The sequence below is a fragment of the Anaeromyxobacter dehalogenans 2CP-C genome, assembly GCF_000013385.1.
Classification (GTDB): Bacteria; Myxococcota; Myxococcia; order Myxococcales; family Anaeromyxobacteraceae; genus Anaeromyxobacter; species Anaeromyxobacter dehalogenans_B.
Genome location: NC_007760.1, coordinates 2106477 through 2122862 on the forward strand (window position 1 = coordinate 2106477; position 16386 = coordinate 2122862).

At 70.7% G+C, this 16386-nt stretch carries 17 protein-coding genes; 5 read left to right on the top strand and 12 right to left on the bottom strand.

All coding sequences use genetic code 11. From position 1 onward, the window contains the following. The first annotated feature begins 81 nt into the window (after nt 1–81). Both ADEH_RS09590 and ADEH_RS09595 read left to right on the top strand, forming a co-directional pair. The gene (locus ADEH_RS09590) at nt 82–600 is read left to right on the top strand and encodes a hypothetical protein (RefSeq protein WP_081436910.1); all 519 of its coding nucleotides are present in this window, start codon (nt 82–84) and stop codon (nt 598–600) included. 2 nt (nt 601–602) lie between these two features. Continuing rightward, nucleotides 603–1358 carry a hypothetical protein gene (locus ADEH_RS09595; RefSeq protein ID WP_011420901.1) on the top strand — a complete coding sequence of 252 codons (756 nt, stop codon included), beginning with the start codon at nt 603–605 and terminating at the stop codon, nt 1356–1358. Between the two features lie 335 nt (nt 1359–1693). Here the strand turns inward: ADEH_RS09595 and ADEH_RS09600 are convergent, their stop codons facing one another. From ADEH_RS09600 to ADEH_RS09620, 5 genes are all read right to left on the bottom strand, one after another. Further along, on the bottom strand, nt 1694–3142 hold the full coding sequence (locus ADEH_RS09600) for a DUF4041 domain-containing protein (protein WP_011420902.1): 1449 nt from the start codon (nt 3140–3142) through the stop codon (nt 1694–1696). A gap of 704 nt (nt 3143–3846) precedes the next feature. Next, complete coding sequence (locus ADEH_RS23680; protein ID WP_269529031.1) at nt 3847–3972, bottom strand: hypothetical protein; 126 nt, start codon at nt 3970–3972, stop codon at nt 3847–3849. Nucleotides 3973–4174: 202 nt separating this feature from the next. Next, nucleotides 4175–5407 (bottom strand): DUF3800 domain-containing protein, encoded by a 1233-nt coding sequence (locus ADEH_RS09610; protein WP_011420905.1) that lies wholly within the window; start codon nt 5405–5407, stop codon nt 4175–4177. A 502-nt stretch (nt 5408–5909) separates the two neighbouring features. Continuing rightward, a complete protein-coding gene (locus tag ADEH_RS09615; protein ID WP_011420907.1) occupies nt 5910–6692 on the bottom strand; it encodes a hypothetical protein in 783 nt (260 codons plus the stop codon). A gap of 13 nt (nt 6693–6705) precedes the next feature. After that, nucleotides 6706–7596 carry a GDSL-type esterase/lipase family protein gene (locus ADEH_RS09620; RefSeq protein ID WP_232287466.1) on the bottom strand — a complete coding sequence of 297 codons (891 nt, stop codon included), beginning with the start codon at nt 7594–7596 and terminating at the stop codon, nt 6706–6708. Between the two features lie 269 nt (nt 7597–7865). Between ADEH_RS09620 and ADEH_RS09625 the strand changes: the two genes are divergently transcribed. Then, a complete protein-coding gene (locus ADEH_RS09625; protein ID WP_011420909.1) occupies nt 7866–8642 on the top strand; it encodes an enoyl-CoA hydratase/isomerase family protein in 777 nt (258 codons plus the stop codon). A gap of 15 nt (nt 8643–8657) precedes the next feature. Here the strand turns inward: ADEH_RS09625 and ADEH_RS09630 are convergent, their stop codons facing one another. Then, nucleotides 8658–9107, bottom strand: coding sequence for a carboxypeptidase-like regulatory domain-containing protein (locus tag ADEH_RS09630; protein WP_011420910.1), 450 nt, complete (start codon nt 9105–9107; stop codon nt 8658–8660). Between the two features lie 75 nt (nt 9108–9182). Next, on the bottom strand, nt 9183–11255 hold the full coding sequence (locus ADEH_RS09635; protein ID WP_011420911.1) for a beta-propeller domain-containing protein: 2073 nt from the start codon (nt 11253–11255) through the stop codon (nt 9183–9185). A 118-nt stretch (nt 11256–11373) separates the two neighbouring features. Here ADEH_RS09635 and ADEH_RS23275 point away from each other — a divergent pair, with 118 nt between their 5' ends. Next, complete coding sequence (locus ADEH_RS23275; RefSeq protein ID WP_198133817.1) at nt 11374–11538, top strand: hypothetical protein; 165 nt, start codon at nt 11374–11376, stop codon at nt 11536–11538. Beyond that, entirely contained in the window at nt 11538–11717 is a 180-nt protein-coding gene (locus ADEH_RS09640) for a hypothetical protein (protein WP_041453462.1), read from the top strand. Before ADEH_RS23275 ends, ADEH_RS09640 begins: the two co-directional genes overlap by 1 nt. 16 nt (nt 11718–11733) lie before the next feature. On the opposite strand, the gene ADEH_RS09645 is transcribed toward ADEH_RS09640, so the two are convergent. From ADEH_RS09645 to ADEH_RS09665, 5 genes are all read right to left on the bottom strand, one after another. Next, a complete protein-coding gene (locus tag ADEH_RS09645) occupies nt 11734–12825 on the bottom strand; it encodes a lysylphosphatidylglycerol synthase transmembrane domain-containing protein (protein WP_011420912.1) in 1092 nt (363 codons plus the stop codon). A gap of 49 nt (nt 12826–12874) precedes the next feature. Next, nucleotides 12875–13813 carry a 2-hydroxyacid dehydrogenase gene (locus ADEH_RS09650; protein ID WP_011420913.1) on the bottom strand — a complete coding sequence of 313 codons (939 nt, stop codon included), beginning with the start codon at nt 13811–13813 and terminating at the stop codon, nt 12875–12877. Beyond that, on the bottom strand, nt 13810–14013 hold the full coding sequence (locus ADEH_RS09655) for a DNA gyrase inhibitor YacG (protein ID WP_011420914.1): 204 nt from the start codon (nt 14011–14013) through the stop codon (nt 13810–13812). The genes ADEH_RS09650 and ADEH_RS09655 overlap by 4 nt, the downstream gene beginning before the upstream one ends. 44 nt (nt 14014–14057) lie before the next feature. Further along, a complete protein-coding gene (locus tag ADEH_RS09660) occupies nt 14058–14579 on the bottom strand; it encodes a TlpA family protein disulfide reductase (protein WP_011420915.1) in 522 nt (173 codons plus the stop codon). Nucleotides 14580–14682: 103 nt separating this feature from the next. After that, nucleotides 14683–16386: an MlaD family protein gene (locus tag ADEH_RS09665; protein ID WP_011420916.1), complete on the bottom strand. Its 1704-nt coding sequence runs from the start codon at nt 16384–16386 to the stop codon at nt 14683–14685.

Here is a 16386-nt window from a genome sequence, read left to right on the forward strand (position 1 = left end):
ACTTTACGCCTGAGCATGGAGCGCGCGTCCCAGAGCCATGTGATTTGACTTGCAGTGCGCCACGCCCTAGCATGCGCGTCCATGGAACTCCAAGACGTGAAGGGTCTTGAGGCGGTACTGAAGGCGTTGGAGGGTCTCGAGTCGCCAGTGCAGGAGCGCATTCTGCGTTGGGCTGCAGAGAGCCTCGGACTCGCAAACCCGAGCAAGGCAACATCGAAGTCGGCGACGGCCGCCGAAGCAGAAGGCGACGCGAAGACTGCACTCGAGGGTTTCGAGACAGCCGCTGATGCTCTTGCCGCGTCTCATGCTGAGACTCAGGCCGATCAGGTGCTTGTCGTTGCAGCCTTTCTGACGAAGAAGAACGGCAAGACGGAGCTAACCGCCCAGGAGATCAACACGGAACTGAAGAACCAAGGGCACGGGATCGGGAGCATCAACAAGGTCATCGATACCTTGAAAGACCAGAAGCCGCAGTTGATGATTCAAACAAAGAAGAGCGGCAAGACCCAACAGGCGCGGAAGAACTACAAGGTGACGGGAAAGGGCTTCGAGAAGGTGCAGAAGATGCTTAGCGCGTCGCCGGAGAACGGCGAGGAGTAGCCGTGACTCTGGACGAGTTTGCGCGCCGCCTTGGCAGAAGGACACCCGCCCTAAATTCGACGCAACTCGCACTCAGCCTGCTTTGGTGGCGAGAGCGAAACGCAACTCATCCTGATGACCGCACCGCATCTGCCGGCGACCTAGCCCGCGAACTGCAGCGACTAGGTCTTGGTGCCCCGAACTCCAGTCGACTCGGCAAGAGTCTCGCAAGTTCGCGGCTCACGCTCCGGACGAGCAAGAACTTTCGCCTTAAAACCGACGCTGCGCCGAAGATCGAAGCGATGCTCGCCGGGGTGCTGGAGCCGACTGCTCCGGAGGTGCCCGCCAGTGGCGAGTTCCTACCGGAAGACGTCTGGCGAGGCACACGCGGATACATTGAGGTTGTCTGCGAGCAACTCAATGGCTGCTACTTCGCCACCTACTACGATGCCGCTAGCGTGATGGTTCGGCGTCTAGTGGAGACGCTGCTCATAGAGGCTTACGAGAAGCTCGGTCGTGAGGCCGAGATCAAGCGCGACGGAACGCTCTTCATGCTCGGGGACATCGTCGAGCGCGCCGTGAGTACTTCCGGACTGTCAACGCTGAGCCGCGACAGCAAGAAGGCGCTCAAAAGCGTCAAGGAACTCGGCGACAGTTCCGCCCACAACCGCAGGTTCATCGCCCGGAAGCATGACCTCGATGACTTGCGATCCCCGCTTCGTCGCCTGGTGGATGACCTGATCGCGCTCGCGGACCTTCGGCGCGCCCGTCCAAAGTAGCGGGACTCGTCGGCCTCCGAGTGTCAGCAGGCAATGGGCACTTCGTTACGTAGCGGTTACGTAACGCCCCCGGCCGGGCGCGGCCAGCCACGGCCACAAAAGCACGTCACGACGGGCCCTTGGACGCGTCCCCGCGTACTCCGGACCCCATCTACAGTGCCTCATAATCCCTAGGTCGGGAGTTCGATTCTCCCCCTCACCACTCTCAGTTCCGCAGCAAAGCCCCGAACATCACAAGCCTTTCTCCTCGAATGAGCATCGACGAGGGTTGACGAGGCTTGCCTGCCGCGGGTGCTCGGTTGTCCGCCGGTTCGCGCGATCGAGTAGCGCACCGCCTACACGAGGATCTGCGTAGGGAACGCCTCGGGCGTCGGAGGCGGCATCGGCGCGGCAGCACCGGCTTCCGCTCCGCTCTTGGGCGCGGCTGCCGGTGCCATGGCCGCTCTTCGAATCGAGATCGTCTCCCGGTACTCGCGGGCCTCGGTCACCTTCGTGAACTCGATCGCGAGGTTCTGCTTGCGCGCGAACTCCTCGATCTCGTCAAGGGAGACGTTGAAGAACTCGCGGCGCAAGTTCACCAGATTCACGCGCCGATCGGCGAAAGCCTTGTGGAAGGCGTTCTCAAGCCCCGGTGCGTCCTCGGAGTAGATCATCGCGTGAACGTCGAAGTCGAACGGCACCGAGGCGTCGCTCAACTCGTACACCCGGTCGAGCGGGTCGAGTCGTCTCGTCATGCCGATCTTGAAGGTCTTGTCGCCGAATGAGCCGACATTCGAGATCACGTAGACGTGGCCGCTCTTCGTAAGTTGCGCCATCGAGGTCGCCTTCTGCATCTTGGCGTGCGCCTCTGAGAGCCTCTGCTCAAGCTCAGCCATCTTCGCGTTCGCCTTCGCCAGTTCTTCGCCCTTGGCTTTCTCGACCTCGGCGCGGGCCTTTGCGAGCGCCTTCTCGAATCTCGTCTCCTCGGCCGCCGCTTCCTGCTGTGCGCGCTCGGCCTCCCGGAGTGCCTTCTCCTCGTCGCGCATCTGCTCGCGGATGCGGCGCTGCTCCTCCTTCTCTTCGTGTTTCTTCAACTCGTATTCATAGGTGAGGCGCAGCTCGGCAAGCGCAAGCTCGACGAACTGCGGCGAGATCGAGCAACGCATCACCGTGCCGGTGTCGTTGATGGCCGACGCACACTTGCGGATTCGCTCCTCCATCTTCGTGACGTTGTTCCACGTCACCTTCGCTACGGCAGCATCGACCTCGCCGTTGAAGGCCCTGAGCATGAGCTTCGTCTGCTGCTTGACCATCCGCTTGCCGTCGCGCTCGCTGTTTCCGACAGTCCAAGTCGTTTCGCATGTGGCCGCGACCCCGCCCCGGATCAACTCGCGCTTCTGCTCGTAGATGCTCGCAAGAGCGCCCTTGAACTGTTCGGAAGTCTCGAAGGTGTAGTGCGGCTTGTACAAGCCGAACGAGATGTCCTCCAAGGTCTCTTCGAGGAGGGTCACCTCCTGCTTGAGCCGCTGATACGTCGCGAACGCGCCTTGGTAGGTGCCATTCAGCTCAGCCCTCCTCTTCTGCTCGGCTGCGGTGAACTGGTCCCTCTCCGCGATCAGGTTTGCGATGCTCTGCCGCACTCCCGCGACGTGTGCCTCAACATCGATGATTGCCGAGTACCTCTGAAGTTGCTGCTCGACGTCGGCGCGGCGCGAAGACTCGCCGCGCCACTTGAGCAGGAACACCACCGCGGCAGCGAGGACAGCGAGAAGGCAAGCCGCAACCGCCGCAAGCAGCACAGTCATGTAGGCGTCCTCGGATTGTGATCCACGGGGCACGCATCGTACCGCGGCCGCGGACACTCAGCATACCAAGAGTGCACCCCATCGACCGTGCGCGCGTTGCAGAGATCGGCCAAGGAGATCACGATCTTTCTGTGCCGGACACCCGCTTCGACTCTCTCATCGACGCGCGTCTGCCTGTGCCGGGTTCGCGGGACAGAATTTGGCGCCTCCTCGGAAGGCGCTGCGACCCCCAGTTCTCCTCGCGGCCTGGGATACGCCCTGGTCTTGAAGCTCGCCCGGTTTCACGCGCAGATCGGCTTCGCAGCCGCGCATGGGGAGCTTGACCGCGTGGATCGCTTCCTACCGTCCTTGCCGCCGAAGCGTTGCACCGCGTCCCGGAAGCTCGACAGGGTAGCCTGCCCCCGGAGCCGCCCTGGATGCTCTCGTGATCCCGTGCCCGCGGCCTTCGGCGTTCGGGTCCTCATCCATTCCTCGGAGGAGGCTCTCGGGTTCCCTCGGTGGATGAGCGCCTCGGGGTGGCGCGTGCGGATGGAGCCGGTGCGGGCGACGAACCCTACGCACTCGGCCGCGCGTGCGAAGAGGACGATCTCGCGGGCCGACTCACCGCTGCCTACGTGACGTGGGCACGGGCGGCGCCCGTTCAGTGGAGCGACCGGGCGAGGCAGGAACGCTCCGATTGCTTCGTCCGCAGCGGCCCCGTCGCGCTACGGATTGCCCCGGTTCTGCTCTTCAGCGACGGCGATGCCCGTACGGCCGTCGGCCGCGCCATCCTTGTTCGCGGCCCCATCCATCTCGCCGGCCGCGGCGCGGCTGGCGACGTAGTCGGGCACCTCCTCGGCAAGGCGGCTCGCCGCGGAGTTCCATCTGCCGCGCCGTGATGAGGATGCCCGCGAGCGGATCGGGTAGGTTCTTCGAGAACATCGCTTCCCGCGCATGGAGCAACGCATGCCATTTGGGCGAAACTGCTAGGAAGCCTTTCGCGAGCAACTGGCGACGCGAACCGTTCGTCCCGGCGTTCCGCGGCCTGCATCGTTAAGTCAGGGATCCCTGTCCGAACACTCTTCCGTCGAGTGCCTCACGTAAGGCCGCGAATCGCTCCTGCGAGAGGATGTCGAACCCGCCGGTGAGCTCTTTGATGGCCTGCCGGGCGGTATCGACGCGACGTAGCATCGGGACGACCACGCTGTCTGTCCGCTCTACGAACTGAACGACGTCATTGATGCTGGCGGGGACCTTGTAGCCCCTGTTCGAGCTGGCGAGGATGACGCCGACGTCTCGGAGCGGCGCGATCATCTTCGAGCGGATGTTGTGGGCGGAATGTGGTTCGACGCAGATCTCGGCGAGGTAGTCCTGGAGCGACCCCGTCGGCGTCCAGGCGTCCTCTCCCGCCCACTCATAGCGGAAGAGCAGGAACTCGAGTGCCGCCGTGCGTGCCTTCACGTCGGGATCTTCCGAGTCCAGGTGCTCCGCGATGAAGTCCTGAACTCGTTCGAGGCAGTACCGGCGCACCTTCTCGTCGTGTTCCGAGTCCAACCGCTTTAGCGGTGGTGGATTCCGGAACCGCTTCGGCCAATCGGTGACGTACAACGCGTTCGGCTGAAGCGCGCGGTGGATCTCTTCAGCGCGAGACGAGAACTTCTTGTGGTCGTAGATTCGGGCGAGGGACCCGGCGATGAAGTCGGCGACCTGGATGAGAACGTGGTTCGTGCTCCGCTCGAACGCGAATCCGGGCTTGGCGAAGAGGTCGCCCTGGCGCCCGCTCACGCCGCCCAGGACGTACCGCCGAAACTCTTCCATGAACTCTTCGCGCCCTGTGCCGTCTGCGAGAACCTGGAGGCCAGGGTGTCGCTCGTACATGCGGTCAAACAACTGTGAGTGGACGAATTTTACGAACGAGCCCTTGAACCTGAGACCAGGGTAGAGGAATTCGCCATCTTTCATGAGCCGCTGCTTGTCGAGCGCCACCGCCGCGAAGCGGACCGGGAGCGCCATCAGGTCCGCGAGAACGCGGAGGCGCCGCTTGTCGTTCTCGCCGACTGCGCTCGACTTGATCGGTCCCTTCTGAAAGTGCTTCCGGCGAATCGCCTCGACCGCCGCGTACACCTCCCCAACACGCTCACCGTCCACCAGCACGGCCGCAACGATGAAGAACGCCGTCGTGGCGTTCTTGTCGATGTCGAGCCCAGGATCCCCGTAGGCGTCGACGAACGCGTGTTTCGGTTGTTCCGGCTCGACGCTACCTGGTCGCTCAATGAGTCCAGTCACCCTTGGTGGCTCCCCTGGCGGCAGCGCTCTAGCACGCACGCTGCGTGACGCTATCTCCGTCGTCTGACGCCCGCCGCACGAACCGGGTCGTCCGAATCCGCTGCGAGCTAGTCAGGACGCAAATTCGAGGACCAGTGCCGACGACATGCGTCGAAAGAACTGAATCGGGAGCGACGGAATGGCCAGCTTGCCCGAGGCCGTCCGCCTTCAAGCACCCGAAACTCGGAACAAATCGGACCCGGGGCTCCTGGATCGCGGCGCCGCTTTCGTTCTGGGTATGACGCCGCCGCGTACCCGGTGCGCCGATGCGCTCGCCCGTGACGCGACGGCCCAGGCCCGTCACGTCGCGATATCGAGGTGCACTGGCTCACCGGGCCGGTCTGCCGTGCCGCCGAATCGGGCCACGCCGGTCGAGCTTCTTCACGCTCCAGACCGTGGCGCTTCGGGACCCCAGCAACCGCGGCCCTCGGATCTTCAGCCCTGCGACCGCACCGCTCGGCGATCACCGCGGGTAGTACGACACCGTGAACGCCGCGCCGTTGCGGGTGAGGTCCACGGCGTGGACGCCACTCCCCGGCGTCGCGACGGCGGTCGCGATGCGATCCAGGTCCGCGGGACCCACGGGCTGCCCGTCGAAGCGCCAGAGGAGATCGCCCTCGCGGAGCCCGAGGTGGGCGAGGACTCCGCGCGGATCCACCGAGGTGAGCTTCACGGCGGGCTGATCGATCACGACCACCTCGCCGGCCGCCCCGGTGCCGTGCAGCCCGCGCAGGCGCGAGAGCGCGGCCGGATCGACGTCGTAGTCGTGCGCGCCGCGCGGGGTCGCCGCGGCGTCGAAGACGTGCTCGACCACGCGCACCGCGACGTCGCGCCCGACGCCGAGCCGGACCTCGCGCGCGCCGTCCGCGGCCACCACGCCGTCCGGCCCGATGGCGCGGACGAGCAGGTTGCGGCCGATCGCGTCGCCGACGCGGACGTCGCGCGTCTCCCAGGTGGCGACGTCCGCGACCGTCGCGAACGCGTCGGGCGTGCCGGGCTGCTGCACCCCGAGGACGTGGAGCGTCACGGTGCGGGCGCGGTAGTCGGCGGCGCTCGAGGCGGGCTCGGGCGCGGCGAGGGCGGCCACCTCCGCGGCCGCGACCGGGCTGGTACGCGCGGCGGCGGCGCGCGCCTGGAGGGACGCGGCGGCGCGGTCTTCGGACGCCGGCGCGGCCACGGCCGCCGTCGAGGCCAGGATCGCCAGGGCGGCGAGGGGGCGGAGGAGCTCGAGGGTGGGATCGCTCATGGCGTGCCTCGGGTCACTGGAGGAAGCAGCCCGCCTCGTTGCCCGAACCGCCGAGGGCCACCGACTCCCACGACTCCCAGGTGGCGCAGGCGAGCGTTCGCTGGCCGGTGTTCCACTTCGGGTGGAAGCAGTCGATGTCCGAGAGGTCGCGGCCGCGGAACCGGTGCGTGCCGACGCAGGCCTCGGGGGCGGGGTTCCAGTCGGTGGTGAAGCGGACCGCCGGCGCGTAGCGGCCCTGCGCGTCGGCGACCGCGGCGGCGATCGCGGCGTTGTACTGCGCGATGCGCTGCGCGACGATCGCCCGATCCGTGCTCGAGCCGCGCGTCACCGTGGGGCAGATGCCGGCCGCGTACCAGATCGCCTGGCACGGCGTGCCGGTGGACCACTGCTTCTCCAGGCCGGCCGAGTAGAGGTAGTTCACGGGCGGCACCGACACGACGTGGACCCAGGTGCCGGGCGGCAGCCCGCAGGTCGGGGCGGCGAGGATGGCGAGCGCCTGGGCCAGCGCCGCGCCGAACGTGTCGGCAGCGTAGAGCGTGGAGGTGGACGAGCGGTTGCAGACGTCGTTCGCCCCGAGCAGCAGCACGATCCGGTCCGGCTTCACGAGCTGCGCGCAGATGCGCTGCGCCTGCGCCGGCGCGTTGTTGCGCCCTCCCACCATCTCGGCGCCGTCCACCGAGACGAACTGCTCGCCCCCGGGCAGCTTGCCCAGCGAGCGGTAGCGCCGGTAGACCGGGTTCACGGTCGAGTCCCAGCCCTGGGCGTTGCTGTACTGGATCTGATCGCCCGGCGGCGGCCACCAGGAAAGGCGCGCGTTCGCCCCCTGCATCATGCTGTCGCCGATGCCGGAGAGCTTCTGCTGGGCCCACGCGTCCGCGGGCGCGAGCAGCGCGAGCAGGATCACGGGGGCGGCGGATCGGGTGAGACGGCGACCTCGGGCGCGCATGGCGACGCTCCTGCCCGGGCGAGCGGTGGGATCCGGCGGCTCGCCGGCAGCTGAACATTGCTGCGCGCTCTGGCGGGAGCAACAGACGGACCGGCGCGCGGTCGCCGGCGCTCCCGCGAGCCGGATCGCGGGAGGCCCAACTGGGGGCCGGCGCCCGGTGCGCCCTTCGTGAAAAGCTCGGGGGCGAGTCACGCCGCCTCCACCCGCTCCACCGCCCAGGGGATCCCATGAACGACGCGCTCGTCAGGACCAGGAAGGAAGGCCGCATCGGCTGGATCACGCTCCACCGGCCGGAGGCGATGAACACGTTCACCCTCCCCTTCGCCGACCAGCTCGACCAGGCGCTGCGGCGGATGGAGGACGATCCGGAGGTGTCGGTCGTCGTCGTGGACGCCGCGGGGAAGAACTTCTGCACCGGGATCGCGCTCGAGCAGTTCACGCCGCGAACGCAGCGCGAGTACCGCGAGCTCCTCCAGCGCATCGACGCGTTCTATCGGACGCTCGCGCGCATGCGGACGGTGACCATCGCGGCGGTGCAGGGGTACGCGGTGGCGAACGGCGCCGGGCTCGCGTTCGCCTGCGACCTCACGGTCGCGGCGGACACGGCGCGGTTCGGCACGACCGCCATCAACGTGGGGCTCATCTGCCTGGGCCCGGCGGCGGCGATGGCGCGGCTCATCGGACGGAAGAAGGCGGCGGAGCTGCTGCTGACGGGCGAGCTGGTGAGCGCGGCGGACGCGCTGGCGCTCGGCCTCGTGAACCGGGTGGTGCCGGAGGCGTCGCTCGCGGACGAGGTGCTGAAGCTCGCGCAGAAGGTCGCCGCCAAGAGCCCGCTCGCGCTGCGCATCGGCAAGGAGGGCCTGAACCGGCTGCCGGACCTGCCCGCGCTCGAGCGCATCGACCTCGCCGACGACCTGTTCGCCACGCTCGCCGCCACCGAGGACGCGGTGGAGGGCGTGAGCGCGTTCCTGGGGAAGCGCGCGCCCTCCTGGAAGGAGCGGTAGGCCGGAGGCCGCCGATCAGCGGCGCGCCGGTGTCCGCGGCTCGAGGACCACGTCGATCTCCCGGCACCAGCGGCCGTAGATGCGATCCTCTTCCGGCGGACACGGGCGCAAGCTGGAGCGCTCGCGGCGTATCTCGACCACCCGCGTCTCGTACCCGGGCGCGGAGACGGCCAAGTCGCAGGGAGCGCAGCGGGCCCTCAGGACGCCGTAGCAGTGCTGGACGACCAGGAACCAGCCGTTTTTGCGCGTCGCCGCCTTGGATTCCGGGCCCGTGCACGACGGGCCGTCGCTCGGAGCGGCCTGGCCCGGAGGCGGTGTCAGCTCGACGGCCGCGCCGGTGAGCGGGCGGATGGCGCTTCCTTGGGCGGATCCGACGGTGCCCCGAACCATGTACCAGGCGTCCGCGCAGCCGGACGACGCGACCAGGATGCCGGCGAGCGACGCGGCAGCGGCGGAGCGGGACATCCTGGCCTCCTGGAAGCGTGGGCTCGGCGGCCCTACTCTGGACGAAGTCGCTGCCGAGATCACCTATCGTGCGGGTCACCCTCCGTCAACGGGCGTGAACGTCACGGTCCGCAGCCACGCCGGCAGCTCGGCCACCTTGGCCGAGCGGACGCCGGCGTCGCTCACGGCGTAGACGAACGTCCCGGCCACCGCGTCCTCCGCCAGCACGCTGCGGCGCACGTACGGCGACCAGGCGAAGCTCCAGCCCGGGCCGGAGGCGCTCGCGTACACGTCGGCCATGGCGAGCGCGCCCGCAGGCGCGATCCCGGTGGCCGGGTCCACGCGGAACAGCCGCAGGTCGGAGACGAACGCCTCCATCCCGTAGTCCACGAACGGGATGGCGAGCAGGCCGCCGCCCGAGGCGCCGGGGAACCAGGTGAACGCGTGCGGGTCCCAGAGCGCGTCCGACCAGCTCCACCCCTCCCCCACCAGCGCGGTCGCGACCGCGGCCGGCGCGGCGAGGTCGGTCACGTCGAGGAGCTGCACCTTCACCTGCATCATCCCGTTCGTCCCGGGCTCGCGCCCGACGCCGAGCAGGTGCGTCGCGTCGAGCGGGTGCAGGTAGCCGATGAAGCCGGGCAGCTCGAGCTCGCCGACGAGCCGTGGCGCGGCGGGGTCCGAGAGGTCGAAGGTGAAGAACGGGTCGATCTGGCGCGCGGTCACCGCGAAGCCGCGCGGGCCGAGGAAGCGGGTCGCGAACAGCGCCTCGTCGCGCCCGAACGGCTCCGTCCTCCCGAGGGTGCGCAGCGCGCCGTCGGCGAGGCCGAGCACGGTGAGCTGGCTGGCGCGCTCCACGGTGCCCCAGGGATCGCTCCCCGCCACGCGGGTCGCGAGCGTGCTCGCCACCCGCAGCGCGCCCTCGTGCTCGTCGAGCTGGTACGGGTCGTCGAGCGTCCCGTCCACGACGCCGGAGCCGAGGTACGTGGCGCGGTCGGGATCGCGGAGGTCGAACGCGTGGAGGTAGGTCGCGTCGGCCTGGCCGGGCATGGGCCACCACCACCAGTGGCTCGCGGCGGCATAGAGCGTGTCGTGCGACGCGTACACGACGCCGGCCCGGGCCAGCACCGAGGTGCTGGAGGCGAGCGCCTGCCGGTCGAGGTCGAGCGTGGCGACGGTCAGGATGCCGGGCCGGACCGGCGCCGCGCCCAGCGCGAAGTCGGTGCACGCGTACGCGACCGGCGCGCTCGTCCCGTCGGCGCGCTTCACCTCCCCGCGACGGAGCCAGTCCTCCAGCGGGCGGGCGCGGATGAGCGCCTCGTTCGCGTCCTCCAGCGCGGCGAAGGCGCGGTCGCGCTCGGCGGGTCCGGCGCCGGGCGGGAGCTCCGGCCAGTACGCGACGCCGTCGGGGTACGGGAGCTCGTCGGTCATCACGAGCCGCACGCGCGCGTCGATGCGCCGCGCGGCGAGGTAGCTGCCCGGCAGGTAGATCTCGGCCGTCACCCGCGGCGCGGCGAGGTCGGCCACGTCGAGCGTGGTCACCTTGGTCACGTTGCTCGCCTGGTAGCCGCACCAGATCGCGTCGCTCGCCACCGGGGCGCCCATGGCCGGCCCGCCGCAGATCGGCGCGTCGCCCTCCAGGGCGCGCGGCACGTAGAGCGTGCTGAACACCACCACCCGGTCGCCGGCCAGGAACAGGTCCCGCGGCCAGCCCTCGATCGCAACCGAGGACCGCTCCGCCAGCGCGTCCGCCGGCCAGCTCGAGAGCAGGTGCAGCCGGCCGTCGGCGAGCGCGGCGATGCGCGTGCCGTCGTTCTGGACGAAGTCCGCCTCGTCCACGCCGGCGACCTGCGCGTTGGTGGTCGTGTAGCCCGACGGCGCGGGCGAGCCGGCGTCGCCGCCCGGGGCCCCGCCGACCGGCAGGCCGCCCCAGCCAGCCCAGGTCAGGCGGAGCTGCTCGAGCTCGCTGCGCATCTGCAGCACCAGGGCGTCCTCGATGGCGGTCTCGAGCGCCTCGCAGCTCGGCGCGGCGGCGAGGCTGGGCGAGCGGTCCACCGCCACGGGCGGCGGCAGCACGGGCTCGCGGCGCCCGGCGCCATCGCCGCCGTGGCAGGCGGCGGACGCGGCGAGGACGGCGACGAGCGCGAGGACGAGGGTGCGCGGAGCAGACATGGGCGGCTCCTTCCGGCCAGGCTGGTCATTCTCCCACCCCGGGCCGGAGCACGGGCGGACGGTTCCTTGACGTGTCCCCTGCGCGTGGTACGAAGAATCCGATATCGGAGGATACCGGATGCGGAAGACCGCGCAGCGCCTGGCCACGCGCACCGAGCAGGCTCCCCCGCCCGAGTTGCCGCTCCGCGCCCCGGAGGCGCCGCCGCCGGCGCCGCTCCCCCGCAACCGCCCCGCGGACCGCATCAAGGACGCGCTGCTGCGCTGGCTCGAGGAGGAGCTGTGATGGCGCCCCGCCCCCGCACGCTGTTCCTGCCGTTCGAGGACGCCGCCGCCTCCGAGCTGGACCCGTTCCTCGCCGAGATCGATCGCGCGGTGGACGCCGGGTTCCTGGCCGAGCTCGAGGAGGTCCTCGACCGCGCCGCCCGCGCCGTCCTGCGGGATCCGGCGCCGGCGCTCCCCTGATCGCGCCGCGCCGGCCTCAGCGGCCCTCGCCGGCGCGGTACTCCGTCTCCTCGTCCTCGAGGCCCGCCTCCATCTCGCGCGGCGCGGTGAACAGCCGGCCCAGCTCGATGTGCCGCGAGAACAGGAACGGCAGCCCGACCGCGACCTGCGCGCCGATCTGCGCGGCCCAGAGCACGTTCGCGTAGGCGACCCCGTGCGTGGAGACGGCCGCGCCCGGCGCGACCAGGCCCAGGCCGAGCACCACCGCGCCCTGGAACGTCCCCACCATGCCCGGGCCGGCGGGGATCATCACGCCGACGACCAGCACCCCGAGCACCGTGCAGGCCGCCGCGGCGCCGAGGTCGAACCCGAAGCCGCGGGCCAGCACCTGCATGCCCCACACGTTCACGCCCCAGTAGATCCCGGTCAGCGCGAAGAACAGCGCCACCTTCCGCCCCGAGGGCACGAGGCGCAGGCCGTGGATGAACGCGTCCAGCATCCCCGCCCCGCGCGCCGCCAGCCGCGGCGAGATGGGCGTGGCGAGCCGGGTGGCGAGCGACACCGCCAGCGCGCGGTTGCGGTACGCGCCCACCAGGAACGCGAGCAGCGCCACGAACGCGAGCGACACCACCACGCCGGCGGTGCGAATGACGCGCAGCCCGGGGGTGCCCTCCGGCACCGACAGGAGCGACACCATGAGCAGGAGCCCGGTGAAGATCCCGTCGGCCACGCGCTCCACCACCACCGACGAGAGCGCGCTCGAGACGCGCAGCCGGGGCCGGTCGGCGACCAGGTACGGCCGCGCGAACTCGCCCAGCCGGAACGGGAGCAGCGAGAGCGCCATGATGCCGACGGCGGAGACGGCGTTGAGCCGGCCGAACGGCACCTTCGCGACCGGCTCGAGCAGCAGCCCCCAGCGCACCGTGCGCAGCAGGTGGATGGCCGCGAGGAACGGCAGGTACAGCCAGAGATACCGGTAGTCGGCGTCGCGCAGCGCCTGGCCGATGCCGCCGAGGTCCTTGCCGCGCAGCGTGAGCCAGAGCGCGACCGCCGAGATCGCCAGCCCACCGATCACCTGCGCCGCGCGGTGCGTCCTGGCACGCGGCGGGCTCGGTGCGGGCTCGGACATGGCCGCCCGTCATATCACGGCGACGGCCCGCGGGCGCGGGTGGCGCGCGCTACGGCACCGGGTGCCGGGGCGCCTCGCCCGAGGCCACCCGCAGCACCTCGTCGAGGACCATCCGCGTCATGGCGGTGCGGGTCTCGCGCGTGCCGGAGCCGAGGTGCGGCGTGAGCACCACGTTCGGGAGCCGCAGGAACGCCTCGGGGACCCGCGGCTCGTCGCGGAAGACGTCGAGGCCGGCCGCGGCGAGCCGGCCGGAGGCCAGCGCCTCGGCCAGCGCGGCGTCGTCCACCACCTGCCCGCGCGCGGTGTTCACCAGGATGGCGCCGGGCTTCATGCGCGCCAGGCGCGCCCGGTCCACGAGGCCCTCGGTGGCGGGCGTGAGCGGCACGTGCAGGCTGACGAAGTCCGAGGCGGCGAGCAGCTCGTCGAGCTCCACCCGCCGCGCCCCCGGGAAGCCGGCGTCGCGCGGGGCCGCGTAGAGCACCCGCATCCCGAACCCGGCGGCGCGCTGCGCCACGGCCTGCCCGATGCGGCCGAAGCCGACGAGCCCCAGCGTCTTCCCGCTGATCTCGGTGCCGAGCATCCACGCAGGGTCCACGCTGGTCCACCCGCCGGCGCGGATCACCCGGTCGCCCTCGGCGACGCGGCGGGCGGCGGCGAGCAGGAGCGCCCAGGCGTGGTCGGCGGTGGCGGCGGTCACCACGTCCGGCGTGTTGGTCACGCACAGCCTGCGCGCGCGGCAGGCGCCGAGGTCCAGGTGGTTCACGCCGATCCCGTAGGAGGCGAGGTGCCGGAGCCGCGGCGCGCCCTCGAGGAGCGGCGCGTCCACGCGGTCGAGGTAGGTGACCACCAGCACGTCCGCGTCGCGCACCGCCGCCGCGAGCTCGGCGCGGCCGAGCGGGGCGGCGCCGCCGCGGAGCTCGAACCGGCCGGCGAGCGCGCCGAGGTCGGCGTGCGGCAGCGGCCTGGCCACGACGAGCACGGGCTTCACGGCTCGTCCTCCTCGCGATCGACCGGCCGCTCCGGCGCCTCGGACCCGTCGCCGGCGCGCGGGCCCGGGATCCGGTACTCCTCGCCCAGCCACTTGCCGAGGTCGATGAGCTTGCAGCGATCGGAGCAGAACGGGAACGCCCGGTTCGCGGGGCGGGGCGCGGCGGTGCGGCCGCAGATCGGGCACTTCGCGGTGGACACGCCGCGGATCTACCGCGCCCGCGCGGGCCACGCCAAGCCGTTCGTCAGCCCTTCGGGCAGGACGCCGGGAGCAGCGGCTGCAGCGCGGCGGTGAGCGTCTCCCGGTCCAGCGACCCGGCGAACACGTGCTGGACGGTGCCCTGCGCGTCCACCAGGTAGGTGCGCGGGTAGGCGGGCACGCCCCACGGCTCGAGCGCGGTGGCGCGGGCGTCGAAGAGGATCGGGTACGGGATGTCCCGGGCCATGGCGAGCACGTCCTCGCGCCCGGACTCCTCCGCGACCCCCAGCAGCTCGAAGCACTTGCCCTGGTGCGCCTTCCACACCTCGGCGAGGTCCGGGATCTCGGCCCGGCACGGGCCGCACCAGCTCGCCCAGAAGTTCACCGCCACCACCTTGCCGCGGAGCGACCCCAGATCGACGGTGCGCCCGGCGAGGTCGGGCAGCGCGAGCGGGGGCGCGGGGTGGCCGCCGCCCTGCGAGCGGGGCTCGTTGCGGCCGCGGAAGAACACCTGGAACGCCACCACGGCGAGGAGCGCGACGAGGACGAGCTTGAGGCGACCGTTCATGGGCGGAGGACTCCTAACGCGGGCGGGGGCCCGCTTCATGGGAGCCACGGGCCGCCGGGTGGGTTCGCGGCCCACCCCGCCCACGGGGTCGCCTCCGCGGGGACTACTTGCCGGCGCCGCTCGCGGCGCTGCCGGCGCCGGAGACGAGCAGCGTCTTCAGGTCGTCGTCGGTGAAGTAGAGGCCCGCGCCGAAGAACACGTCGGTGCCGATGTTGAAGCTGCGGCCGTCGGGCGAGGCGGCGCTGCGCCACCGGTTCAGGAAGTCGTCCACGCCGGTGGTGACGTAGAAGTGCTGCAGGAAGTTGTAGTTCGCCCAGACCTTCGCCCGCGGGAACACGTCCTGGTACGGGCGCGAGAACTGGTAGAGCGACGTCGAGATCTGCAGCCGGTCCTTCATGAGGTGCAGGTCGGCGCCCAGGCCGCCCGAGCTCTCGATGACGCCGCCGCGGAACGTGACCGGGCCGTAGCGCTTCGCCATCTGCAGCGAGAACGTGACCTTGTCCTCGTGCCGGGTCCGGGTGGTGACAGTGGTGGAGTCGCCGACCGAGCCCGGCGTGCGGGTGGTCACCGTGTCGGTGGTGACCGTGTCCACGCCGCGCGGATCGCTCACCACCTCGAGCAGGTAGTACTTGTCCGGCCGCGGGAGCAGCTTCGCGCCGAAGTAGACCTTCGCGCCCGGGCGGCCGTCCTCGACGCTCTGGTTGAGCAGCCACTCCGAGCGGAGCTGGACCTCGATCTGCATCTTCTGCAGCCGGTCCACGTAGTCGGAGACGCCCTCCACCGCGGTCCCGAGCTGGCGGCCCATCTTCTCGTCGGTGAGCAGGCGGCCCGCGACGCTCTTGCCCTCCTGGACCTTCGCGAGGAGCTGGTCCAGCCGGGCCAGGCTGTCGTTCAGGCGCCCCACCGCCTGCTGCACGCCCTTCGCCTGCGTCTGCTGGCTCGCCACGGCCGGCGTGGCGCCCGCCGTGCCCGGGGCGCCAGGTGCCCCGGGGGCGCCGGGAGCGCCGGGAGCGCCCGGAGGACCGGCCGGGCCGCCGCCCGGAGCGCCGGCGCCGCCGCCGTCGAGGATGCCCTGCAGGCTGCCCGCCGCGACCTTCAGGCGCGCGGTGAGCTCGTCCACGTTCGCGAGGATGCTGTGGATGCGATCCTTGTCGCGCGCGGAGATCTCGCGCAGGTCGGCGGTGAAGTCGCGGGTGTTCGCGATGAGCTCGGTGAGGCTGTCCCGGTTCTGCGCGACCACCTGGTCCACCTGGCGCGTGATGCGGGCCAGGTTCTCCACGATCTCGCGCAGGCTGCCCTGGTCGCCCTGGACGGTCTTGGCGAGGTCGCCGGTGACGGCCTGCACGTCGCTGGCGATCTTCGCCATCGAGTCGAGCAGCTGCTGCACGCTGGTCGCCTCGCGCACGCACTTGATCTCGCGCTCGGCCTCCGGCAGCGACGAGAGGAGCGGCGCGGTGTCGGAGCCGGCGATGACCTCGAGCAGCGCGTCCGGGAGCAGCGCGGACGGGAAGCTCTTGTAGAGGCAGGCGTCGGTGTGGAGCGGCACCGAGCGGTCGATGCGGATCTGGAGCAGCGCCTTGTTCTTGTCGAGGGTGATCTTCGAGACCTCGCCCACCTGGATGCCGGCGATCTGCACCTTGCTCTTCCAGGTGAGGCCGGTGGCGTCGCTGAAGCGCGCGTACACGAGGTAGCTGTCCGTGTCCGAGTACCCGCCCTTCTTGAAGAAGGTGAACGCGAACAGGAACGCCGCCAGCCCGACGGCGACGAGGACGCCCACGGCCAGGGCCTTGTTGACGGCGGGCTTCAA